This is a genomic window from Streptomyces sp. NPDC093600 (genome assembly GCF_044764755.1).
GTDB lineage: Bacteria > Actinomycetota > Actinomycetes > Streptomycetales > Streptomycetaceae > Streptomyces.
In genome coordinates, this window is record NZ_JBIWIU010000014.1 from 40,437 (window position 1) to 62,792 (window position 22,356).

At 71.8% G+C, this 22,356-nt stretch carries 17 protein-coding genes and 1 riboswitch; of the genes, 6 read left to right on the forward strand and 11 right to left on the reverse strand.

From position 1 onward, the window contains the following. Nucleotides 1-212 precede the first annotated feature (212 nt). A complete protein-coding gene (locus ACIRB4_RS27625; RefSeq protein ID WP_403294908.1) occupies nucleotides 213-524 on the forward strand; it encodes a MarR family winged helix-turn-helix transcriptional regulator in 312 nt (103 codons plus the stop codon). Between the two features lie 545 nt (nucleotides 525-1,069). Continuing rightward, nucleotides 1,070-2,296 carry a BTAD domain-containing putative transcriptional regulator gene (locus ACIRB4_RS27630; protein WP_403294909.1) on the forward strand — a complete coding sequence of 409 codons (1,227 nt, stop codon included), beginning with the start codon at nucleotides 1,070-1,072 and terminating at the stop codon, nucleotides 2,294-2,296. 395 nt (nucleotides 2,297-2,691) lie between these two features. Here ACIRB4_RS27630 and ACIRB4_RS27635 read toward each other — a convergent pair whose 3' ends face one another. The 4 genes from ACIRB4_RS27635 to ACIRB4_RS27650 all read right to left on the reverse strand — a co-directional run bounded on the left by ACIRB4_RS27635 (nucleotide 2,692) and on the right by ACIRB4_RS27650 (nucleotide 8,278). Beyond that, nucleotides 2,692-3,342 carry a thymidine kinase gene (locus ACIRB4_RS27635; RefSeq protein WP_403294910.1) on the reverse strand — a complete coding sequence of 217 codons (651 nt, stop codon included), beginning with the start codon at nucleotides 3,340-3,342 and terminating at the stop codon, nucleotides 2,692-2,694. Between the two features lie 88 nt (nucleotides 3,343-3,430). Continuing rightward, nucleotides 3,431-4,636, reverse strand: coding sequence for an alkaline phosphatase family protein (locus tag ACIRB4_RS27640; RefSeq protein ID WP_403294911.1), 1,206 nt, complete (start codon nucleotides 4,634-4,636; stop codon nucleotides 3,431-3,433). Next, nucleotides 4,636-5,220 (reverse strand): DUF5998 family protein, encoded by a 585-nt coding sequence (locus tag ACIRB4_RS27645; RefSeq protein ID WP_158991310.1) that lies wholly within the window; start codon nucleotides 5,218-5,220, stop codon nucleotides 4,636-4,638. Before ACIRB4_RS27645 ends, ACIRB4_RS27640 begins: the two co-directional genes overlap by 1 nt. A gap of 64 nt (nucleotides 5,221-5,284) precedes the next feature. Next, on the reverse strand, nucleotides 5,285-8,278 hold the full coding sequence (locus tag ACIRB4_RS27650) for a GNAT family N-acetyltransferase (protein WP_403294912.1): 2,994 nt from the start codon (nucleotides 8,276-8,278) through the stop codon (nucleotides 5,285-5,287). Between the two features lie 185 nt (nucleotides 8,279-8,463). Here ACIRB4_RS27650 and ACIRB4_RS27655 point away from each other — a divergent pair, with 185 nt between their 5' ends. Then, nucleotides 8,464-8,745, forward strand: a complete 282-nt coding sequence (locus tag ACIRB4_RS27655) for an HPr family phosphocarrier protein (RefSeq protein WP_215067828.1) — start codon at nucleotides 8,464-8,466, stop codon at nucleotides 8,743-8,745. Nucleotides 8,746-8,951: 206 nt separating this feature from the next. Here the strand turns inward: ACIRB4_RS27655 and ACIRB4_RS27660 are convergent, their stop codons facing one another. The 4 genes from ACIRB4_RS27660 to ACIRB4_RS27675 all read right to left on the reverse strand — a co-directional run bounded on the left by ACIRB4_RS27660 (nucleotide 8,952) and on the right by ACIRB4_RS27675 (nucleotide 13,784). Further along, nucleotides 8,952-9,635: a GntR family transcriptional regulator gene (locus ACIRB4_RS27660; protein WP_403294913.1), complete on the reverse strand. Its 684-nt coding sequence runs from the start codon at nucleotides 9,633-9,635 to the stop codon at nucleotides 8,952-8,954. A gap of 228 nt (nucleotides 9,636-9,863) precedes the next feature. Beyond that, the gene (locus ACIRB4_RS27665) at nucleotides 9,864-10,646 is read right to left on the reverse strand and encodes a M23 family metallopeptidase (protein ID WP_403294914.1); all 783 of its coding nucleotides are present in this window, start codon (nucleotides 10,644-10,646) and stop codon (nucleotides 9,864-9,866) included. A 13-nt stretch (nucleotides 10,647-10,659) separates the two neighbouring features. Continuing rightward, nucleotides 10,660-10,825, reverse strand: a riboswitch (cyclic di-AMP (ydaO/yuaA leader). A 212-nt stretch (nucleotides 10,826-11,037) separates the two neighbouring features. Beyond that, a complete protein-coding gene (locus tag ACIRB4_RS27670; protein WP_403294997.1) occupies nucleotides 11,038-12,405 on the reverse strand; it encodes a M16 family metallopeptidase in 1,368 nt (455 codons plus the stop codon). A gap of 26 nt (nucleotides 12,406-12,431) precedes the next feature. Continuing rightward, entirely contained in the window at nucleotides 12,432-13,784 is a 1,353-nt protein-coding gene (locus ACIRB4_RS27675; protein WP_403294915.1) for a M16 family metallopeptidase, read from the reverse strand. A gap of 236 nt (nucleotides 13,785-14,020) precedes the next feature. On the opposite strand from ACIRB4_RS27675, the gene ACIRB4_RS27680 reads away from it, so the two are divergent. After that, on the forward strand, nucleotides 14,021-16,477 hold the full coding sequence (locus ACIRB4_RS27680; protein WP_403294916.1) for a DNA topoisomerase (ATP-hydrolyzing) subunit A: 2,457 nt from the start codon (nucleotides 14,021-14,023) through the stop codon (nucleotides 16,475-16,477). Here the strand turns inward: ACIRB4_RS27680 and ACIRB4_RS27685 are convergent. Then, a complete protein-coding gene (locus ACIRB4_RS27685) occupies nucleotides 16,474-17,535 on the reverse strand; it encodes a CobW family GTP-binding protein (protein ID WP_403294917.1) in 1,062 nt (353 codons plus the stop codon). The two genes, ACIRB4_RS27680 and ACIRB4_RS27685, sit on opposite strands and share 4 nt — an antisense overlap. 217 nt (nucleotides 17,536-17,752) lie before the next feature. Here ACIRB4_RS27685 and ACIRB4_RS27690 point away from each other — a divergent pair, with 217 nt between their 5' ends. Both ACIRB4_RS27690 and ACIRB4_RS27695 read left to right on the forward strand, forming a co-directional pair. Then, complete coding sequence (locus ACIRB4_RS27690) at nucleotides 17,753-19,423, forward strand: ATP-binding protein (protein ID WP_403294918.1); 1,671 nt, start codon at nucleotides 17,753-17,755, stop codon at nucleotides 19,421-19,423. Then, nucleotides 19,420-20,103: a response regulator gene (locus tag ACIRB4_RS27695; RefSeq protein ID WP_403294919.1), complete on the forward strand. Its 684-nt coding sequence runs from the start codon at nucleotides 19,420-19,422 to the stop codon at nucleotides 20,101-20,103. The genes ACIRB4_RS27690 and ACIRB4_RS27695 overlap by 4 nt, the downstream gene beginning before the upstream one ends. A 74-nt stretch (nucleotides 20,104-20,177) precedes the next feature. On the opposite strand, the gene ACIRB4_RS27700 is transcribed toward ACIRB4_RS27695, so the two are convergent. Both ACIRB4_RS27700 and ACIRB4_RS27705 read right to left on the reverse strand, forming a co-directional pair. After that, nucleotides 20,178-21,770: a cation acetate symporter gene (locus ACIRB4_RS27700; RefSeq protein ID WP_403294920.1), complete on the reverse strand. Its 1,593-nt coding sequence runs from the start codon at nucleotides 21,768-21,770 to the stop codon at nucleotides 20,178-20,180. Next, on the reverse strand, nucleotides 21,767-22,285 hold the full coding sequence (locus ACIRB4_RS27705; RefSeq protein WP_403294921.1) for a DUF485 domain-containing protein: 519 nt from the start codon (nucleotides 22,283-22,285) through the stop codon (nucleotides 21,767-21,769). Before ACIRB4_RS27705 ends, ACIRB4_RS27700 begins: the two co-directional genes overlap by 4 nt. Nucleotides 22,286-22,356: the final 71 nt, after the last annotated feature.

Here is a 22,356-nt window from a genome sequence, read left to right on the forward strand (position 1 = left end):
TCCTTCATAGAGCCAGTTCCATGCATGCGCATGAATAGGTTGGTATCGCGGCGCCACAGTACATTCATGTGAATGCATCGACAACCCGCGATGCCGAACCTAGGATGGGTGGCGTGAAAGAATCAGCTCTGACCGATCGATGGGTGGCCGTGGTGCGCGCCTGCGCACGGATCAATCAGGCGGCTGAGCGTGTACTCGCACAGAAGCACGGCTTGTGTGCCAGCGCCTTCGAGATCATGGACGTGATGGCGAAGGAGAACGACTGGATCCGCGCGGGAGAGCTCAGCGCCCGCGCCTCACGGAGCCAGCCCCATGTCTCGCGCCTGCTGGCGCAGATGGTCGAGGAGGCGTACGCGGAGCGTAAGCCCTCCGCGAACGACCGCCGAGGCTTCGACGTACGGCTCACCCTGGCCGGCCGGAAACTCTTCGCCGAGGCATCCGCCACGATGGAGGGCGTCCTGCGCGACGCGTCCGAGGCGAACCCCGAGGTGAGAGCCGTCATGGGGATGGCCGAAGTCGGGTAGCGTGTAACGGGTTTGCCGCTGCCGCTCGGCAAGAGGGCAGTGCCGTAACCCACTTCGACTTTTCACTGACCTGATTACTATCGTGACGAGCCACTAAGGGCTGATCGACGCCGGGGGGGTCGGTCGGTCCTCAACCTCGACGAGCCCGGGCCCACTGACGTGCCCGCGTGGTCCGTAGAAGTCCCACTCCCCCCACGAGACGCGGGTGCGCGCTCGATACGCGCCTCGCACTCGACTGCCGAACAGTCACACACGGGGGAATCGTGCTCCACCAGAACACGCAGCGGATCGACGTCCGCGGCACTTCGGCCAGATCCCGCTTCGACGCCGCTGTTCCCGCGACGAAGGCCGCCTCGCACAGCACCCGCCCGTCCACCGGAACCACCACCACCCGGCTCGCTGCCACCCCGGTCCCCGGGACCTCCGCCGGCCCCTCTGCCCGAACCTCCGCCGGACCCTCTGCCCGAACCTCCGCCGGCATCTCCGCACGGACCTCTGCCGGGACCTCCGCCGGGGCGGGGCTCCGGCCCCCGGCCGAACCCAGCGTGTCCTTCCGGCTGCTCGGACCGCTGGAGATCGTCACCCCGGCGGGACCGCTTCCGCTGCGCGGCATGAGCCAGCGCGCGGTACTCGCCTTCCTGCTCCTGCACGCCAACCAGGCCGTCGCCACCAGCGACCTCATGAAGGTTCTGTGGCCGGGCGACGCCCCCGCGACCGCCCGCAAGGTCCTGCAGAACACGATCTCGGGGCTGCGCGGGGTCCTCACACGGGGTGGAGTGCCCCGGCAGGCGGCCTCCCTGGAGTGCCACACCGCCGGCTACACACTGAAGACCGCCCCCGAGAGCCTCGACCTGTCACGCTTTCAACTCCTCGCCGAACAGGGCCGCGCCGCCCTGGCCGCCGGGCACTCCGAACGCGCCGCCCACACCCTGCGCGCCGCACTGGGCCTGTGGCGGGGCCAGGCACTCCAGGATCTCACCGACTGCGGCATCGACTGGCCGCAGCTGCCGGCGGTGAACAGCGCCCGGACCACCGCGCAGGACGACTACTTCGAGGCCGAACTCCTCAACGGCCGCCACCAGGAGGTCATCGGCCAGCTGGAGACGGCCGCCGGCCGGACCTCCCGGGAGCGTTCCTGCCGGCTGCTCATGCTCGCCCTCTACCGGTGCGGCCGCCAGGCCGACGCCCTCTGCGCGTACGAACGGCTCCAGCGGCGGCTGCGCGAGGAGTTCGGCGCCGAGCCCAGCCGCGAGCTGCGTGACCTGCACCAGGCGATCATCCAGCAGGACCCCGCCCTCCACCCGGCCGGCCCGACGGCGAGCCCCGTCGCCGACCTCGGACCCCAGTCCGACCCCGAACTCGACCTGCTGTTCGCCCTGATGGCCCTGGTGCGGCGGCAGCAGCGCCCACATGTGGCCACGCTCGTCGGCGGCCCGCAGGGGCGCAAGTGCCAGCTGATCTCCGAACTGGCGACAAGGCTGCGACAGGAGGACAAGGCCACGGTGTGGAACACCCACACCGGCCCCGACGGCGCCGACCTCGCCGAAGACCTGCGCGCCGCCCTGCGCCGCGCGACCCCGGGCCGGCCGCTGGTGGTCACCTGCGAGAACCTCCACCGGACCGACGGCTCGGTGCCGGAGTACGTCAGCGATGTCATCCGCTCCGCCGGCCGCATCCCGCTCCTCGTCGTCCTGACCGCCTCCGCCGAACCGGAAACCCTCTGGCCGGGCTGGAACGCGGCCGTACCGTGGTCCACCACGATCACGGTCTAGGGTGCCGGTGCCTCGGTGCTGCGCCGGGGCGCGGGCTTCCCCCGAGGAAGGTTCAGACGGAGGTGACCGGCAGCACGTCCGGCGACAGCGCCCCCGCCCGCGCCGAGGCACTGGTCATCCGGCGGCGGTGATGCCGCCGGGTCACACGGGACCGTCCTGGAAGTGATGGACGACGATCCAGTAGTCGTCGTCCTCCTCGGTGAGGGCGCACAGCCGTCGGCCGTCCGAGGACATCGCGATGACCATGGATTGCTGTTGTCCCAACCGAGTTGACGAACCGGCCGCCGTCGGGCGCTCCCCCATGGCCTTCGACATGCTTGAGGCTGATGTCCGAGTGGTTTACACCGAGGGCGACCACCGGGGATGGTCCAAGGCGCACCGCTACGACCGAATGCTCAGGCGTGGTTGACCGGGAGGACGTCAGGGGAGAGGGCGCCCGCGTGGGCGGTAGCGCTCGTCATCCGCTTGCGGTGGTGGCGGCGGCAGAGGACCTCGTAGCCGATCTCCCCCGCCGGGCGGTTCACGTCGCCGACCACGACCTGGGCACCCTCGACGACCATCTCCCCGCCCACCGTACGGGCGTTGTGCGTGGCCCGCGCGCCGCACCAGCACATCGCCTCGACCTGGAGGGTCTCCACTCGGTCGGCGAGCTCGATCAGCCGCTGGGAGCCAGGGAAGAGCTTGGTACGGAAGTCGGTGGTGATACCGAATGCGAAGACGTCCAGGTTCAGGTCGTCGACGATCCGGGCCAGCTGATCGATCTGGTCCGGAGCCAGGAACTGGGCCTCGTCCACGATCACGTAGTCGACCTTGCCGCCCCGCGACAACTGGTCCACCACATACCCGTACAGGTCCAGACCCGGCCCCGCCTCCACCGCGTCCGTCACCAGGCCCAGGCGCGACGAGAGCTTTCCCTCACCCGCACGGTCGTCGCGCGTGAAGATCAACCCCTGCAGCCCGCGCGCCGATCGATTGTGCTCGATCTGGAGCGCCAGAGTCGACTTCCCACAGTCCATCGTTCCGGAGAAGAACACGAGCTCGGGCATGGGAGGTTGCGGCCTTTCGGGCTGAGGGGGCGGCGGGAGCGGTGGCTCGGAAACGAGGGTTCGGTAACGGCGGTTCGGGAACGGTGCTTCAGGAACGGACTTCGAGGAGCGGAACGAACTGCTCCGCGGGCGTCATGGACCCGTGCACGCCGACCATCGCCGACTCGTGCGGTTCCTTGACGGACGCCGTGATGACGACGTCATCGTGGGCCGCGGCGACGACGTCGCCGATCCTGCCGTACACCCGCTCGTCGACCGAGTCGCCGAACCAGCCGAGTCCGATGGCCTCGTCCCGGCTCGCCACCCAGAACTGCTCGCCCAGCACCTCGCGCCAGCAGGTCAGGACGTCGTTCTCGGCGCCCGGCACGGCGTAGACATGGCGGGCGCGGCCCTCGCCGCCGAGCAGGGCGACGCCGGCGCGCAGCTCCCAGTCCTCGTCGAAGTCGATCCGGGACTGCTCGTCGAAGGGGATGTCGACCATGCCGTGGTCCGCGGTGACGTACAGCGCGGAGCGGGGCGGCAGCTGGTCGGCGAGACGCTGCACGAGCCGGTCGACGAACATCAGCTGGCCGCGCCAGGCGTCGGAGTCAATGCCGAAGCGGTGCCCGGCGCCGTCCAGCTCGCTGTAGTACGTGTACACCAGCGAGCGGTCGCCGGCGGCGAGCTGCTCGGCGGAGAAGTCCATGCGTTCCTCGCCGGAGAGCCGGCCGTGAAACGTTCCGCCACTCAACGCGATCTTGGTGAGCGGCGTGTCCTGGAAGATCGGGGAGGAGACCTGGGCGGTGTGGATCCCGGCCTCGTGGGCGAGCTGGAAGACCGTGGGGTACGGCTGCCAGACGTGGGGCGGCGTCCACGGCTTCCAGCGGAGCTGGTTCATCAGCTCGCCGGTGTCGGGGTCGCGGACCGTATAGCCGGACAGGCCGTGCTCACCGGGGAACCGTCCGGTGCCGACCGAGGCGAGCGAGGCCGCGGTGGTGGCGGGGAATCCGGCGGTGAGGGGGCGTCCGGTGCCGCCGCGCGAGGTGGCGAGCAGCGAGGTGAGGTACGGCGCCTCGTCGGGGTGCTCCTTGATCTGCTCCCAGCCGAGGCCGTCGATCAGGAACACGCAGTTCCGGTCGGCGGGGGTGAGTTCGGCGATCCGGGCGTCGAAGCCGGGCGCGCCCTGCCGGGCGACGAGGGTCGGGAGGAGGTCGGCGAGCGAGCCGGAGCCGTACTCGGGGACGGGCGCGGTGGCGGGCGCGAGGAGGATCGGCTCGTCCGGCCAGCCGGAGGCGGTCGTGGTGGGCTGGACCATCAGCGGGTCGCCGCGGTGGCTTCGGAGAGCGACTGGGCGAAGGCGAGGGTCTGGCGGACCGTGTCCGGTCCGTCTCCGGCGTCGCTGACGCGCAGGCTGAGGTCGTCGGCGGTGGCGTTGCCGGTGTAGCCGTGGTCGGCGTCGCAGTTGGGGTCGCCGCAGGCGGCGGGCTCCAGGTCGATCCGGGAGACGGCGCCCCAGCCGATGGTGAGGACGACCTCGCGGGGCAGCGTGCCGGGGGTGTACGACTCCGGGTTGGCGACGACGCGGCTGACGACGACCGAGGAGATCCGGTCCAGCTTGACCGACTCGGTGGAGGTCGTGGCGTACGGCGTCGGAGAGCTGGTGTCGGCAGCCTGCTCGTCGGTGTGGCTGACGATGAAACGGTTGGCCGTCAGGACGAGGACGGTGACATGGCGGCGGACCTCGTTCGAGTCGAACGTGGTCTCCTGGTGCACCAGGTACGACGCGATCGCCTCGCCACCGACGGCGGCCTCCACCGCCTCGGCCACGAGGGCCGGGTAATAGCCGCTGCGCTCGATCGCCGCGCGCAGCCCCTGGGTCGTCGTACCGGTCTTCGCCATGGACTCCATCCTAATCCGTTGGAAGGGGCGCTCCGGGCCGCTCGGGGCGGGCCCGGCGGCGGGGTCAGTAGCTCGGCAGGCTGCGCGGGCCGAGGTCCGTACGGGGCGGGGGCGCGGCCAGGCGGACCATGGCCCCGAGCACGGAGAGGCCGCGCGAGGCCACGACCACGGGCTCCAGGGTGACCGCGACCACCTCGGGGTGGTCGTCCACGAGCCGGGAGACGCGCAGCAGCAGCTCCTGGAGGGCGGGGGTGTCGACGGGATCGGAGCCACGCCAGCCGAAGAGGAGGGGCGCGGTGCGGATGGACCGTACGAGCTCGGCGGCGTCCCGGTCGGTGGCCGGGACCAGCCGGTGGGACATGTCGCCGAGCAGCTCGGAGGCGGCTCCGGCGAGCCCGAAGGAGAGGACGGCGCCGACAGCGGGATCGATGGCGGACCGCACGACGGTGTCGACTCCGCGCGGCACCATCGCCTGTACGACCGGGTGGAGCTCCTCGGGCTTGCCGAGCGAGTCGGTCAATTCGGCGTAAGCGGTACGGAGTTGTCCCTCGGTGGCGAGATCGAGCCGTACGCCGCCGAGGTCCGGGCGGTGGCGCAGATGGGGCGCGGTCGTCTTCAGGGCCACGGGATAGCCGAGGCGGGCGGCGGCCGCGACGGCGGCGTCGGGGGTGGGCGCGGGAAGGGTCGGGAGCACGGTGATCCCGTACCGGGCGAGCAGTTCGCCGGCCGCGTCGGCGCCGAGGGTCACGCCGCGGGCGTCCGCGTCCGGCCCGAGCAGCCGCTCGATCTGTGCGGCGGCCCCCGCTTCGTCGATGTGCTCGTACTCCGGTACCCGCCCGGGCTCGGCGGCCTGCCGCCGCCACTGCCCGTACCGCACGGCCTCGGCCAGCGCCCGCACGGCCCGCTCGGCGGCGGGGTAGGCGGGAATGTTGCCGCTGCCGGGGGCCGGCGAGGGCGCGGGCGATGGCGGCAAGGTGCCGGGCGCGGACCCGTCCGGCCCCTCCCCGCCGGTGCCGGAGCCGACCGTCACCGGGTGCGGCGGGGAGCCGGCCTTCGCCGGGCCACCGGGGCTGGACGTCCCCGCGCGCGAGGGAGCGCCGGGGCCGGGCGCCTCCGGACGCGGCGGAGCACCGGAACCGACCGCCGGCGCCGGCGTCGTCGTCCGGGTGGCCGGGGACGGGCGGGTGCTCGTCGCCGCCGAGAGGGCTTCCGCCAGGCCGCCCATCTCGACGTGGACCACGACCACCGGCTTCGCCGGGGCCGGGGCGGAGGCGACGGCCTCGCGGAGGTAGGCCGCGAGGACCTCGCCGTCGCCGGATTCGACGATGCCGTTCTCGCCGACCCACGGGATCGCCGTCACGACGACCGCGTCACTGGTGTCGTCCGCGAGCGCCGCCGCCAGCGCCTCGCGGAAGTCCGCCGGGCTCGCCGCCGTCGTCAGGTCGAGCGGCCGCAGCGGACGCAGCCCTTCCGTCAGACAGGCGTCGTAGGTCAGCAGCCCGAGCGACTCGGAGTTGCCGAGGATCGCCACCCGGGGCCCGGTCGGCAGCGGCTGGGCGGCGAGGAGCAGGCCCGCGTCGACCAGTTCGGTGACCGTGTCGACCCGGATGACTCCGGCCTGCCGGAGCAGCGCGGAGACCGTGGCGTGCGGGATGCGGGTGACGGGAACCCGGTGTCCGGGGGGCGCGCTCCCGCTGTGGCGGGCCCCCTTGACCACCACGACCGGCTTGACCGCCGCTGTGCGCCGTGCCAGCCGGGTGAACTTGCGGGGGTTCCCGATCGACTCCAGATAGAGCAGGACGACATCCGTCTCGGGGTCGTCGTACCAGTGCTGGAGGAGGTCGTTGCCGGAGACGTCCGCGCGGTTGCCCGCCGAGATGAAGGAGGAGAGCCCCGCGCCCCGTCGGTGGAGTCCGGCGAGGAGCGCGATGCCGATCGCCCCGGACTGGGTGAACAGCCCGATCCGCCCGGACGTCGGCATCTGCGGAGCGAGGGAGGCGTTCAGCCGGACACCGGCCGAGGTGTTGATGATCCCGAAGGCGTTGGGTCCGATGATCCGCATGCCGTACGAGCGGGCCTGCCGCACCAGTTCCCGCTGGCGTTCCCGTCCCTCCGGCCCGCTCTCGGCGTAACCGGCGGAGAGGACGACCAGGCCCCGCACCCCGTGCTCGCCGCAGTCGGCGACCGCCTCCGGGACCCGCTCGGCGGGGACGGCCAGGACCGCCAGGTCCACCGCCTGGCCGATGTCGCCGACGGAGCGGAAGGCCGGCACGCCGTCGAGCGAGGCCGTCCCCGCATCGAGGGCCCGGTTCACCGCGTACGTACGTCCGGTGTAGCCGGCCTCCAGGAGGTTGCGCAGCACGGTCCGGCCGACGCCGCCCGGGGTGCGCCCGGCTCCGACGACGGCGACCGAGCCGGGGGCGAGCAGGCGCTGGACGGAGCGGGCCTCGGCGCGCTGCTCCCGCGCGCGCTGGACGGCGAGCGAGCGGTCGGTGGGCTCCAGGTCGAGGTGGAGCCGTACGGAACCGTCCTCGAAGCTGCGCTTCTGGGTGTACCCGGCGTCCGTGAACACCTTGATCATCTTGGTGTTGGCGGGCAGTACCTCCGCCGCGAAGCGCCTGATGTCCCGCTCCCTCGCCACCGCCGCGATGTGTTCGAGGAGCGCGGAGGCGACGCCTCTGCCCTGGTGCGCGTCCTGGACGAGGAAGGCGACCTCCGCCTCGTCGGCAGGGGCGCTCGCGGGGAGGCCCTGGGCGTTGATGCGGTCGTAGCGTACGGTGGCGATGAACTCTCCGCCGACGGTCGCCGCGAGCCCCACCCGGTCCACGAAGTCGTGATGGGTGAAGCGGTGGACGTCCTTGGCGGAGAGGCGCGGGTAGGGCGCGAAGAAGCGGTAGTACTTCGACTCGTCCGAGACCTGTTCGTAGAAACTGACCAGCCGGTCGGCGTCATCGACGGTGATGGGCCTGATGCGCGCGGTGCCGCCGTCACGGAGGACGACATCCGCTTCCCAGTGGTCGGGGTATGCGTGTTCAGGCTGTTCCGACGCGCTCTGCATGGGCCAAGCGTACGGCCGGGGTACGACACCGGCACCGGTCGTGCACGGCGTGCGTGCCGTGCGGGGTACGGGCAAGGTAGGAAGGCCGAAGGGCCGCCGTGTCCGGGCCGGAGGTCGGTACGAGCATGTGGCAACCCGTGAGAGACTGGTCTAGACAACCCGCTTGAGACTTGAAGGGCAACACCATGGCTGAGCGCCGCGTCAACGTCGGCTGGGCCGAGGGCCTGCACGCCCGCCCCGCCTCCATCTTCGTCCGTGCCGCCACGGCCTCCGGCGTCCCCGTGACGATCGCCAAGGCCGACGGCAACCCGGTGAACGCCGCGTCGATGCTCGCGGTGCTCGGTCTGGGCGCGCAGGGCGGCGAGGAGATCGTGCTCGCTTCGGACGCCGAGGGCGCCGAGGCCGCGCTGGACCGTCTCGCCAAGCTGGTTGCCGAGGGTCTCGACGAGCTGCCCGAGACCGTCTGACGACATCTGTCGACATCTCGAAAGGAGCCGCACCCGCCGTCGTACCTGCGGGTGCGGCTCTTTCGTTTTCCGCGCGGTCGCTCCGGACCGGAATTCACGGGCAGCGTACATTCCGGACGACGTGATTTCCGTCGCGACTGTTTCCGGTTTTTCGGGCAGCACGAATACAGCCGGAGAATTCCTTCTCTTTGTATACGGCTCCGTTGTTAATTCCGGACGCTCGCGGTGTTGACGGCATGTTGCGAAACCCTCACACGCCCTCGCTCGGAGCGCTTCAGCCGGTGCAGGACCAGCGACCGCTCCGCATGCAGGGCGGTGAGCGCGCGGGCCCGCTCGGCGTCGCCGCGCGCCACGGCGTCGACGATCGCCCCGTGCTCGGCCCACGCCTCCACGGGCTGGGCGGCCGGCTCGACCACGTACATCCAGGCGATCTTGTGCCGGAGCTGGGTGAGCAGCGCCGTGAGCGCCGGGCTGCCGGACGCCTGCGCGAGCGTCTCGTGGAACCAGCCGCCGAGCGAGCGCAGGTCCTCGCCCTGGCCGCGCCTGGCCCGCTCCTGACCCAGTCTGACCAGGCCGCGCAGCACCTTGAGATGGGCCTCGGTGCGGCGCTGGGCGGCGCGGGCGGCGCCGAGCGGCTCAAGGAGCGACCGTACGTCCAGCAGGTCGGCCGCCTCCTGCTCGGTGAGTTCGGCGACATGGGCCCCGGCGTGCCGACGGGTGATCACGAACCCCTCCGACTCCAGGGTCCGCAGCGCCTCGCGGACCGGGACGCGGGAGACTCCGTAGCGGCGGGCGAGCTGCTCCTCGGTCAGCCGGCCGCCGCGCTCGAAGACACCGGAGACGATGTCGTCCCGGATCGCCGTGCATACCGAGTGCGCGGGGATGCGCATGTTCGACCTCCGCCTGATCCGCGCGAAACCGATCCTCTTGACGTCCGTCCGCCGGTTCCTCGCCGACTCTTCGATTACGGACGACTGTTCGGTGACTCTATTGCAGCAGAGCGGTAATTCCGATGGCTCCCGTGGATTTATGGATATCTTTTGGCCGAGAAAAGCCCCGGCTCAGTACGAGCCGGGGCTTTTCTGACGTGGACGGGCGGGACGCCCGGCGCGGTCGGGTCAGACGTTCACGCCGCGGGCGCGCAGATACGCGACCGGGTTGATGTCGGAGCCGTACTCGGCGCTGGTGCGGGCCTCGAAGTGCAGGTGCGGGCCGGTGGAGTTGCCGGTCGAGCCGGAGATGCCGATCCGCTCGCCCGGGGTGACGGTCTGGCCGACCGAGACGGTGACGGCCGAGAGGTGCCCGTACTGGGTGTACGTGCCGTCGTTCATCCGGATGACGACGTTGTTGCCGTACGCGCCGCCCCAGCCGGCCTCGACGACGGTGCCGGAGCCCACGGAGACGACCTTGCTGCCGTAGGCGGCGTGGAAGTCGACGCCCGAGTGGCTGCCGGAGGACCAGAGGGAGCCGCCGGTCTTGTAGCCGGTGGTGACGTACGAACCCGCGATGGGCAGCTGGAAGGAGTTCAGGCGCTTGCGCTCGGCCTCACGGGCGGCGCGCTCCTTGGCCTCGCGGATCTCCTTGGCGCGGGCCTCGGCCTTGCGCTTCGCCTCGGCCTTCGCACGGGCCTCGGCCTTCGCCTTGGCGAGGGCCTCGACGGCCTCCCGCTCCTGGACGGCGGCCTGGACGTCGATCTGGTCCGCCAGCGACTCGGAGACGACTGCCTGGTTCAGGCCGGTGTCCTCCAGCGAGCGGGTGTCCGTGTCGGCGGCGAGCGCCGGGGAGGCGAGGGTTCCGATGACGCCGGTGGTGGCGAGGGTAGCGACGCCGGCGAGGCCCGCGCTGCGGCGCGCCAGACGGCTCGGACCACGGTGCTTCCCGGTGGCACGGGTGAACGCCATGAAGTGGCTGATCCTTTCCTTCCTTCTCGCCTACCGGGTTAGCTGACGGGTTCGGAGCAGGAAGGTCTCCTACGGGCCCCTCCGCGCTCTGGCGAAGGCGTCCGATTCACCCCAGGGACTTCGTGTGGGTCCCCGGCTCCCCAGGCTCGCGCCTGACGGGGACTCGGCGATGACTGTCCGGTGCCGCGGGTGCGGCGGGTGCTACTGACGAACAGCCGGACCGACGCTAAGCGGACTGTCTTTCAATCAGCAAACAGACCCGCCCTTTTGTAAGACATGCCACAGGGCAGAGGGGCACCCTCTCCCGCAATACGGACAAAGGCCCGACAAAGGCGAGGACCCCGACGTACGGTGACGTCGGGGTCCTCGGAGCGGCGCGGGAGCGCCTCGATCAGCCGGTGACGACGGTCACTTCACCGATGCCGAGCGCGCGCACGGGCTCCTCGATCTGCGCCGCGTCACCCACGAGCACGGTGACCAGGCGGTCCACCGGGAAGGCGTTGACGACGGCCGCCGTCGCCTCCACCGTGCCGGTCTCGGCCAGCCGCGCGTACAACTGCGCCTGGAAATCGTCCGGAAGGTGCTGCTCGACCTGGTCGGCGAGCGTTCCGGCGACGGAGGCGGCCGTCTCGTACTTCAGCGGCGCCACGCCCACCAGGTTCTGCACGGCGACATCGCGCTCCGCGTCCGTCAGACCCTCGGCGGCGAGCGTGCGCAGCACCTTCCACAGGTCGTCAAGTGCCGGGCCGGTGTTGGGGGTGTCGACGGAACCGCTGACGGCGAGCATCGCGGCGCCGTTGCCCTCGCCGTCCGAGCGGAGCACCTGGCCGAAGGCCCGCACGCCGTAGGTGTAGCCCTTCTCCTCGCGCAGGACGCGGTCGAGACGGGAGGTGAGGGTGCCACCGAGGCAGTACGTGCCGAGGACCTGGGCCGGCCAGACCCGGTCGTGCCGGTCGGGGCCGACGCGGCCGATCAGCAGCTGGGTCTGGACCGCACCGGGCCGGTCCACGATGACCACGCGGCCGGTGTCGTCGGCCGTGATCGGCGGCATGCGGCGCGGCTCGGCCGTGTCGCCCGTCCAGGCGCCGAGGGTCTCGGCGAGGACCTTGTCCAGGTCGACGTCGGTCAGGTCGCCGACGACGACGGCGGTGGCCGTGCCGGGCCGCACATGCGCGTCGCGGAAGGCACGGACGGCGGCGGCGTCGATCGCGGCGACCGTCTCCTCGGTGCCCTGGCGCGGCCGGGACATGCGCGAGCCGGCCGGGAACAGCTCCTTGGAGAGCTGCTTGGCCGCCCTGCGGGCGGGGTTCGCCGTCTCGTGCGGGATCTCGTCCAGCCGGTTGCGCACCAGCCGCTCGATCTCGGTGTCGACGAACGCCGGGGCGATCAGGGCCTCGGAGAGCAGACCCAGCGCCTTGGGCAGCCGGGAGACGGGGACCTCCAGGGAGATCCGTACGCCCGGGTGGTCGGCGTGCGCGTCGAGCGTGGCGCCGCAGCGCTCCAGCTCAGCGGCGAACTCCTCCGCCGAGTGCTTGTCCGTCCCCTCGGAGAGGGCCCGCGCCATGATGGTCGCGACGCCGTCGAGACCCTCCGGCTCGGCGTCCAGCGGGGCGTCGAGGAAGAGCTCGACGGCCACCACCTTCTGGCCGGGGCGGTGGCAGCGCAGCACGGTCAGGCCGTTGTCCAGCGCACCGCGCTCCGGGGCCGGGAAGGCCCAGGGGCGGGCGACGCCCGGCTTCGGCTGCGGGTGGAACTCCATGCTCGTCAAAGACGCGGCAGCGTCGCTCACTGGTCCGCTCCCTCTTCCTCGTCGCTGTCGCTGTCGCTGTGCTCGGCGGTGACCGGCTCGTAGACGAGCACCGCGCGGTTGTCGGGACGCAGCCGGGCCGCGGCGACCTCGCGCACCTCGTCGGCGGTGACGTCCAGGACCCGGTTCACAGCCGTCAGGGCGAGCTGCGGGTCACCGAAGAGCACCGCGTACCGGCACAGTTCGTCGGCGCGGCCGGCGACCGTGCCGAGCCGGTCCAGCCACTCTCGCTCCAACTGCGCCTGGGCGCGCTCCATCTCCTCGGGCGTCGGGCCCTCGGCGGCGAAGCGGGCCAGCTCCTCGTCGACGGCGGCCTCGATCTCGGGGACCTCGACGCCGCCCGACGTCTTCACGTCCAGCCAGCCCAGCGAGGGCGCGCCGGCCAGGCGCAGCAGGCCGAAGCCGGCCGCGACGGCCGTGCGGTCGCGGCGGACCAGACGGTTGTGGAGCCGGGAGGACTCGCCGCCGCCGAGGACGGTCAGGGCCAGGTCGGCGGCGTCGCACTCGCGCGTGCCGTCGTGCGGAAGGCGGTAGGCGGCCATCAGCGCGCGGGCCGGGACCTCCTCCTCGACGACCTCGCGCAGCTGCTCGCCGATGGTGTCGGGCAGCGTGCCGTCGCGCGGGGGCCGCTTGCCGTCGTGGGACGGGATGGAGCCGAAGTACTTCTCGATCCAGGCGAGCGTCTGCTCCGGGTCGATGTCGCCGACGACCGACAGCACCGCGTTGTTCGGTGCGTAGTACGTACGGAAGAAGCTCCGCGCGTCCTCCAGCGTGGCCGCGTCCAGGTCGGCCATGGAGCCGATCGGCGTGTGGTGGTACGGGTGGCCCTCGGGGTAGGCGAGGGCGGTCAGCTTCTCGAAGGCCGTGCCGTAAGGCACGTTGTCGTACCGCTGGCGGCGCTCGTTCTTGACGACGTCGCGCTGGTTCTCCATGGACTCGTCGTCCAGAGCGGCGAGCAGCGAGCCCATCCGGTCCGCCTCCAGCCAGAGCGCGAGCTCCAGCTGGTGCGTCGGCATCGTCTCGAAGTAGTTCGTGCGCTCGAAGCTCGTCGTGCCGTTGAGCGAGCCACCCGCGCCCTGGACCAGCTCGAAGTGACCGTTTCCGTGGACCTGCTTCGAGCCCTGGAACATCAGGTGCTCGAAGAGGTGGGCGAGACCGGTGCGGCCCGCCACCTCGTGGCGCGAGCCGACGTCGTACCAGAGGCAGACCGCGGCGACCGGGGTCAGGTGGTCCTCGGAGAGCACCACGCGCAGGCCGTTGGCCAGCCGGTGCTCGGTCGCTGTCAGGCCGCCGGAGCCGGCCTCGGCCGTGGCCGTGTGACCCATGGGCATGTACGTCCCTTCGATCGCGATATGGAAAAGTCCTGCCACTGTATGCAAGCGCACCGACACCTGGCGAAGTTCCCGCGGGTTCGCCGCTTCCCTCTTCCGGGTCGCGGAGGGTCGCGTACGGCCGACGACGGCCCCGCGGCGGGGCCCAGCCCCGGGTCGCGGTCGGCGTTGTCGGTGGGACGGTCCACAATGGTCCGCGTCAGATCAACCTTGTTGGTGAAGGAGCCGCAGCCGCGATGGCCCGCCGCAGCACGAAGACACCGCCGCCGGACGACGCGTTCGAGGAGCGAATCCTCGACATCGACGTCGTCGACGAGATGCAGGGCTCCTTCCTCGAGTACGCGTACTCGGTGATCTACTCCCGCGCGCTGCCGGACGCCCGCGACGGCATGAAGCCCGTGCAGCGCCGCATCGTCTACCAGATGAACGAGATGGGGCTGCGTCCCGACCGCGGCTATGTGAAGTGCGCCCGTGTCGTCGGCGAGGTGATGGGCAAGCTGCACCCGCACGGCGACGCGTCGATCTACGACGCGATGGTGCGCATGGCGCAGCCGTTCTCGATGCGGGTCCCGCTCGTGGACGGCCACGGCAACTTCGGCTCCCTCGGCAACGACGACCCGCCGGCCGCCATGCGGTACACCGAGTCGCGGATGGCCCCGGCCGCGCTGCTGATGACCGAGTCGATCGACGAGGACACGGTCGACTTCTCGCCGAACTACGACGGCCAGGAGCGGGAGCCGGTCGCGCTGCCGGCGGCGTACCCCAATCTGCTGGTCAACGGAGCCTCCGGCATCGCGGTCGGCATGGCGACCAACATGCCGCCGCACAACCTCGGCGAGGTGATCGCGGCCGCCCGGCACCTGATCCGGCACCCGAACGCCGATCTCGACGCGCTGATGCGGTTCGTGCCCGGCCCCGACCTGCCGACCGGCGGCCGGATCGTCGGCCTGTCCGGCATCAAGGACGCGTACGAGAACGGCCGCGGCACGTTCAAGATCCGCGCCACGGCGACGGTGGAGAACGTGACGGCCCGCCGCAAGGGCATCGTCGTCACCGAGCTGCCCTTCACGGTCGGCCCGGAGAAGGTCATCTCCAAGATCAAGGACCTGGTCGGCTCCAAGAAGCTCCAGGGCATCGCCGACGTCAAGGACCTCACCGACCGCAGCCACGGCCTGCGCCTGGTCATCGAGGTCAAGAACGGCTTCGTGCCCGAGGCCGTCCTGGAGCAGCTCTACAAACTGACGCCGATGGAGGAGTCCTTCGGCATCAACAACGTGGCGCTGGTCGACGGCCAGCCGCTCACGCTGGGCCTCAAGGAGCTGCTTGAGGTCTATCTCGACCACCGCTTCACCGTCGTGCGACGCCGCTCCGAGTTCCGCCGGAGCAAGAAGCGCGACCGGCTGCATCTGGTCGAGGGCCTGCTCGTCGCGCTCCTCGACATCGACGAGGTCATCCGCCTCATCCGCTCCAGCGAGAACTCCGCGCAGGCCAAGGAGCGCCTGATCGAGCACTTCTCGCTGAGCGAGATCCAGACGCAGTACATCCTGGACACCCCGCTGCGCCGGCTCACCAAGTTCGACCGGATCGAGCTGGAGTCGGAGCGCGACCGGCTCAACGGCGAGATCGACGAGCTGACCGGGATCCTGGAGTCCGACTCCGAGCTGCGCAAGCTGGTCTCCTCCGAACTGGCCGCGGTGGCGAAGAAGTTCGGCACCGACCGGCGTACGGTCCTGCTGGAGTCGGCGGGCGCGCCGGTCGCGGCCGCGTCCCTGGAGGTCGCGGACGACCCGTGCCGGGTGCTGCTCTCCTCGACCGGTCTGCTGGCCCGCACGGCGACGGCGGAGCTCCCGGGCGCGGAGGAAGGCAGGCGCGTCAAGCACGATGTGATCGTCTCGGCGGTCCCGGCGACCCAGCGCGGTGACGTCGGCGTGGTGACGTCGGCCGGGCGGCTGCTGCGGCTGGCGGTGATCGACCTGCCGCAGCTGCCGGACACCGCCGCCGCTCCGAACCTCGCGGGCGGGGCGGCGCTGTCGGAGTTCGTGACCCTGCGGGACGACGAGACGGTGGTCTGTCTGACCACGCTCGACGAGTCCTCGCCAGGTCTGGCGATCGGCACGCTCCAGGGCGTGGTGAAGCGCGTGGTGCCGGACTATCCGGCGAACAAGGAGGAGCTGGAGGTCATCACCCTCAAGGAGGGTGACCGGATCGTCGGCGCGACCGAGCTGCGGACGGGCGAGGAGGATCTGGTCTTCATCACCTCCGACGCCCAGCTGCTGCGCTACCAGGCCTCGCAGGTACGTCCCCAGGGGCGCCCTGCGGGCGGCATGGCGGGCGTCAAGCTCGCGGCCGGTGCCGAGGTGATCTCGTTCACGGCGGTGGACCCGGCCGCGGACGCGGTGGTGTTCACGGTCGCGGGCTCGACGGGCACGCTGGACGGTTCGGCGGCCACGTCGGCGAAGCTGACGCCGTTCGACCAGTACCCCCGCAAGGGGCGCGCGACGGGTGGTGTGCGCTGCCATCGGTTCCTGAAGGGCGAGGACGTGCTCATCCTCGCCTGGGCGGGCGCCGCCCCGGCGCGCGCGGCCCAGCAGAACGGCACGCCGGTGGACCTCCCGGAGATCGACCCGCGCCGGGACGGCTCGGGTACGCCCCTGGCGAAGCCGATCGCGGCCCTGGCGGGCCCGGCGAGCTAGCTCGTCGGCCGCTCTTCGGTCTCGTCGGGCTGTACGTACCGCAGGACGCCCCACATGCCGTGTTCGTCGGGGGCGTCCTGCGGGCCGGTCAGCTCGCAGGCGGCGAGCTCCTTGCGCAGCGCCTCGGCGTCGATGCCGGAGCCGATGAGGACGAGCTGGGTCCGGCGCTCCTCGCCCTCCGGCCAGGGCTCGGGGTAGAAGCGCAGGAACCGGCCGACCGCGTGGACGCCGTAGCGGTTGACCGGGTCGGCCTCGCCGAAGTCGACGAAGCCCTTCATGCGGTAGAGGCCGTAGGGGCGGGAGTCGAGGAAGTCCATCAGGCGGCGCGGGTGCAGCGCGGTCCCGGTGGAGAGGGAGAGCGTCTCGTAGGCGGCGTGCGGGTGGGCCGCCGTGTCCTCGTCCGCGTACAGCAGATCCTCGATGGACATCTGTCCCTCGATCTCGTCCTCGGGCACGACCCGGTCGAAGAGGACCTCGGGGTCGATCCGCCCGTACGCGGCGCGGATCACCGCGGCGCGCCCGGCCAGCCCGGCGACGGTGTCGTGGACGGCCTCCAGCTCCCGCTCCGCCACCCGGTCGGTCTTGTTGACGACGACCAGGTCGGCCAGGGCGAGATGCCGGTCGGTCTCGGGGTGCCGGGCCCGCGTGGCGGAGAACTCGGCGGCGTCGACGACCTGCACGAGCCCGCCGTACACGATCCGCTCGTTCTCGCTGGCGAGGACCATCCGCACGAGCTCCTGCGGCTCGGCGAGACCGCTCGCCTCGATGACGATCACATCGAGCCGCGCGGACGGCCGGGTGAGGACCTCCAGGTACTCGTCCAGTTCGCTCGCGTCGACGGCGCAGCACAGGCAGCCGTTGCCGAGCGAGACGGTGGAGCCGACCTGCCCGGCGACGGTCATGGCATCGATCCCGATGTCCCCGAAGTCGTTGACCATGACCCCGATGCGGGTCCCTCGGGCGCTGCGGAGCAGATGGTTGAGCAGGGTCGTCTTGCCCGATCCCAGGAATCCGGAGAGGACGACGACGGGGATCTGCTGCGCCTGCTGCGTGCTCAAGAGGAGGCCCTTCCGGTGTCTCGACGCTCTGACGAAACCCCCAGAATAGGCACCCCGCGGCGGGACACCCCCGCGCGGCCAGGAGGGTGGCCGGGAGCGCGGCGCGGCCGGTTGGGCGCCCCCGTGGGTGGACCACGCCCCCGGGCCGGTGCTGCCCCCCGCCCCCGCCTTCCGTCGAGATTTCCGGTCGCGCCGCCCCTCCCCGTACCGTTCCCGCATGAGCCCCGCACCGACCACCCCCGCGCGGCCCCCCGTGCGCCGTCGGCGGATCGGCTGGCCGCAGCGGGTCTTCTCGCAGGTCCTCCTCATGCAGCTGGCCATCGCCACCGGCGTGACCGTGCTCGCCACCGGCCTCTTCCTCGCGCCGCTGAGCGCCCAGCTCGACGACCAGGCCATGCGCCGTGCCCTCGCCATCGCCGAGACCACCGCGTCCCCGCAGGTCGCCGCCGCGCTGCGGGACTCGTCGCCCTCCGCGTCCGGCCCCGTGCAGACGGAGGCCGAACGGATCCGGCGCTCCACCGGGGCCGAGTACGTCGTCGTCATGGACACCCGGGGCGTGCGCTGGTCGCACACCGATCCCGCGCAGATCGGCAGGATCGTCTCCACCGACCCCAGCTCGGCTCTGGCCGGCCGCGAGGTGATGGAGATCGACAGCGGCACCCTCGGCCGCTCCGCCCGCGGCAAGGCCCCCCTGAGGAGCGCCGAGGGGACGATCGTCGGCGCCGTGTCGGTCGGCATCGAGTACGACAGCGTCCATGACCGGCTGCTCGGGGCGATCCCGGGCCTCCTCGCGTACGCCGGCGGCGCCCTGGCGGCCGGAGCCCTCGCCGCGTATCTCATCTCCCGCAGGCTCCAGCGGCAGACCCACGACCTCGCCTTCTCGGACATCTCCGCGCTGCTCGCCGAGCGCGAGGCCATGCTCCACGGCATTCGCGAGGGCGTCGTCGCCCTCGACCGGACCGGCCGCATACGGCTGATGAACGACGAGGCCCAGCGCCTTCTCGGGATCGGCCCCGAGGCCACCGGCCGCCCGCTGGAGGACGTGCTCGGCTCCGGGCGCACCGCCGACGTCCTTGCCGGTCGCGTGACCGGCGAGGACCTGGTGACCGTCCGCGGGCACCGGGTCCTGATCGCCAACCGGATGCCGACCGACGACGGCGGCGCCGTCGCCACCCTGCGCGACCGCACCGAACTGGAGCGGCTCGGCCGCGAGCTGGACTCCACGCGCGGCCTGATCGACGCGCTGCGGGCTCAGGACCACGAGCACGCCAACCGTCTGCACACCCTCCTCGGTCTCCTGGAGCTGGAGATGCACGAGGAGGCGGTCGAGTTCGTCACCGAGGTCGTCGGCGTCCACCGCGCCACCGCCGAACAGGTCACGGAGAAGATCCACGACCCGCTGCTCGCCGCCCTCCTCGTCGGGAAGGCCACGGTCGCCGCCGAGCGGGGCGTCTCGCTGCGGATCGCGCACGGCTCACTGCTCCCCGACCGTCTGGTCGACCCGCGCGAACTGGTCACCGTCGTCGGCAACCTCGTCGACAACGCCCTGGACGCCGCGGCGGGCACCGCCGGCGCCCGCGTCGAGGTCGCCCTGCGCACGGAGGACCGCACCGTCGTCCTGCGCGTGGCGGACAGCGGCCCCGGCGTCCCGGAGGACCGGCGCGAGCTGATCTTCACGGAGGGCTGGACCACGAAGGAGCTGCCGTCCCACGGCAAGCGCGGCCTCGGTCTGGCGCTGGTCCGCAGGCTCGCCGAGCGCCAGGGAGGCAGCGCCCGGGTCGGCGAGGGCCCCGACGGGGGCGCCGAGTTCACCGTCGTACTCCCGGAGGCGCTCAGAGAGCCGCTGAGCGAGCCGGAGCCCGCCGTGGCGACGGGTGACCCGCGATGATCGACGTACTGGTCGTCGACGACGACGTACGGGTCGCACGGATCAACGCGGCCTATGTGACGAAGGTGGACGGCTTCCGGGTCGTCGCCACCGCGCACTCGACCGCGCAGGCCCTCGCCCGCCTGGCCGAGGTGCCGGTCGACCTGATCCTTCTCGACCACTACCTGCCGGACGAGAACGGCCTCGCGGTCGTACGGGAACTGCGCCGGCTGGGCCACCAGACCGACGTGATCATGGTGACGGCCGCCCGTGACGTGGCGACCGTCCAGGCCGCGATGCGGCACGGGGCGCTCCAGTACCTGGTCAAGCCGTTCACCTTCGCCGGGCTGCGCACCAAGCTGGAGGCGTACGCGGCGCTGCGCCACACCCTCGACGGCGGTGGCGAGGCGGAACAGGCGGAGGTGGACCGGATCTTCGGCGCGCTGTCGGTCGGTGGGGCGGATCCCGTCCTGCCCAAGGGGCACTCCCCCACCACCGCCGAGCTGGTGCGCCAGGTGCTGCTCGCCGCCGACGGTGCTCTGTCGACGCAGGAGATCGCCGAGCGGGCCGGGGTGAGTCGGCAGACCGCCCAGCGGTATCTCAAGCTGCTGGAGCGGACCGGCCGGGTGCGGCTCTCCCTGCGGTACGGCGAGACCGGCCGCCCCGAGCACCGGTACGTGTGGGCCGGCTCGGCGGGCTGAGCCTCACGTCACACCGCTCCGGTGCCCACGTCGCACCGCCCCGGAGCGCACGTCACACCGCTCTGACTCCCACGTCACACCGCCCCGGCGCCGGTCAGCGCCCGGACCTCCGTCTCGGCGTGCTTCGCCGGGTCCGGCGGCTCGTGGGAGGTGACGGTTCCGATCCAGCCGGCCAGGAAGCCCAGCGGGATGGAGACCACTCCCGGGTTCTGCAGCGGGAAGAGATGGAAGTCGACGCCCGGGAAGAGCGCGTTCGGGCTGCCGGAGACGACCGGGGAGAGGACGACGAGCAGGACCGCGGGCACGAGTCCCCCGTACACCGACCAGACGGCGCCCCTGGTGGTGAAGTTCCGCCAGAACAGCGAGTAGAGGAGCACCGGGAGGTTGGCGGAGGCGGCGACGGCGAAGGCGAGCCCGACCAGGAACGCCACGTTCAGGTCGCGGGCCAGCAGCCCCAGCCCGATCGCCGCCGCACCGATCCCGGCGGCGGCGAACCGTGCCACGGTCACCTCGCTGTACTTCCGCCCGTTGCGACGGCGCAGCGAGGCGTACAGGTCGTGGGCGACGGAGGCGGAGGAGGCGAGCGTGATCCCGGCGACGACGGCCAGGATCGTCGCGAAGGCGACGGCGGCGACGATCGCGAACAGGACGGTGCCTCCCGTGGAGCCCGCTCCGCCGCCGAGGTCGAGCGCGAGCAGCGGTACGGCGGTGTTGCCCGCGGCGTTGGAGGCGCGGACGTCGTCGGGGCCGACGATGGCGGCCGCTCCGAAGCCGAGGACGATCGTCATCAGGTAGAAGCTGCCGATCAGACCGATGGCCCAGACGACGGAGCGGCGGGCGGCCCGGGCGGTGGGCACGGTGTAGAAGCGGGACAGGATGTGGGGCAGGCCCGCGGTGCCGAGGACGAGGGCGATGCCGAGGCTGATGAAGTCCAGGCGGGCGGTCCAGTCCCCGCCGTAGCGCAGCCCCGGCGCGAGGAAGTCCCGGCCGTGGCCGCTGCGTTCGGCGGCGGTGGTGAGGAGCTGGTCGAAGTTCCCGTGGAAGCGGAGGAGGACGAGCACGGTGAGGGTGATCGTGCCGGCCATGAGCAGGACGGCCTTGACGATCTGGATCCAGGTGGTGGCGCGCATGCCCCCCAGGGATACGTAGATCACCATCAGGGCGCCGACGCCGATCACCGTCCAGGAGCGGGCGGCTTCGCTCGTACCGCCGAGGAGCAGGGCGACGAGGCTGCCCGCCCCGACCATCTGGGCCACCAGATAGAGCACGGAGACGGTGACGGAGGAGGTTCCGGCGGCGATCCGGACCGGGCGTTCGGTCATCCGGGCGGCGACGACGTCGGCGAGGGTGAACCGGCCGCAGTTGCGGACCAGTTCGGCGACCAGGAGCAGGACGACCAGCCAGGCGACCAGGAAGCCGACGGAGTACAGCATGCCGTCGTAGCCGAAGAGGGCGATGAGACCGGAGATGCCGAGGAAGGAGGCGGCGGACATGTAGTCACCGGCGATGGCGAAACCGTTCTCCATGGGGGAGAACAGCCGGCCGCCGGCGTAGAACTCCTCGGCCGAGCCGTGCCGGTTGCGGCTCACCCAGGTGGTGATCGCCAAGGTCACCGCGATGAAGGCGCTGAACAGCAGCAGTGCGAGGGTCTGGTGGTCGCCGGTCACCGCTGGACCCCCCGCGTCATCTCCTGGGTGTCCCACCGCAGTTCCAGCGCCGCCCGGTCCCTGCGCAACCGGGCGTGCCGGGCGTAGGCCCAGGTCAGCAGGAAGGTGCTGAGGAACTGGCCGAGTCCCGCGACCATCGCCACGTTGACCGCTCCGACGACGGGTCTGGCCATCAGTCCGGGCGCGACGGTCGCCGCCACGACATAGGCGAGGTACCAGAGGAGGAAGGCGAGGGCGGCCGGGATCACGAACCGGCGGTAGCTGCCGCGTACTTCCTGGAACGCCGGACTGCGCTGGACCTGCAGATAGATGTCCGCCGCGCTGTGCGCCGGCCGCTGCGGCGGTACGGCCCCGGCCGCCTCCGCGGCCGTGTGCGCGTCCTCGCCGACGGATGCGTCCGTGTCGGCGGGCTCGCCCCAGCCGGAGGCCAGGTCGTCGTACCAGGGGTCGTCGATCCGGACCGCCGGACCGCCGGACCGCCCCGCGGGGGCGACCGGTCCTTCCTGCTTCTCCACCGGTGAACTCTCCTTGTCAGCGAACCGTTTCGGCCGCGTGCACAAGGATGGACAGAGCGGGAAGATCCAGG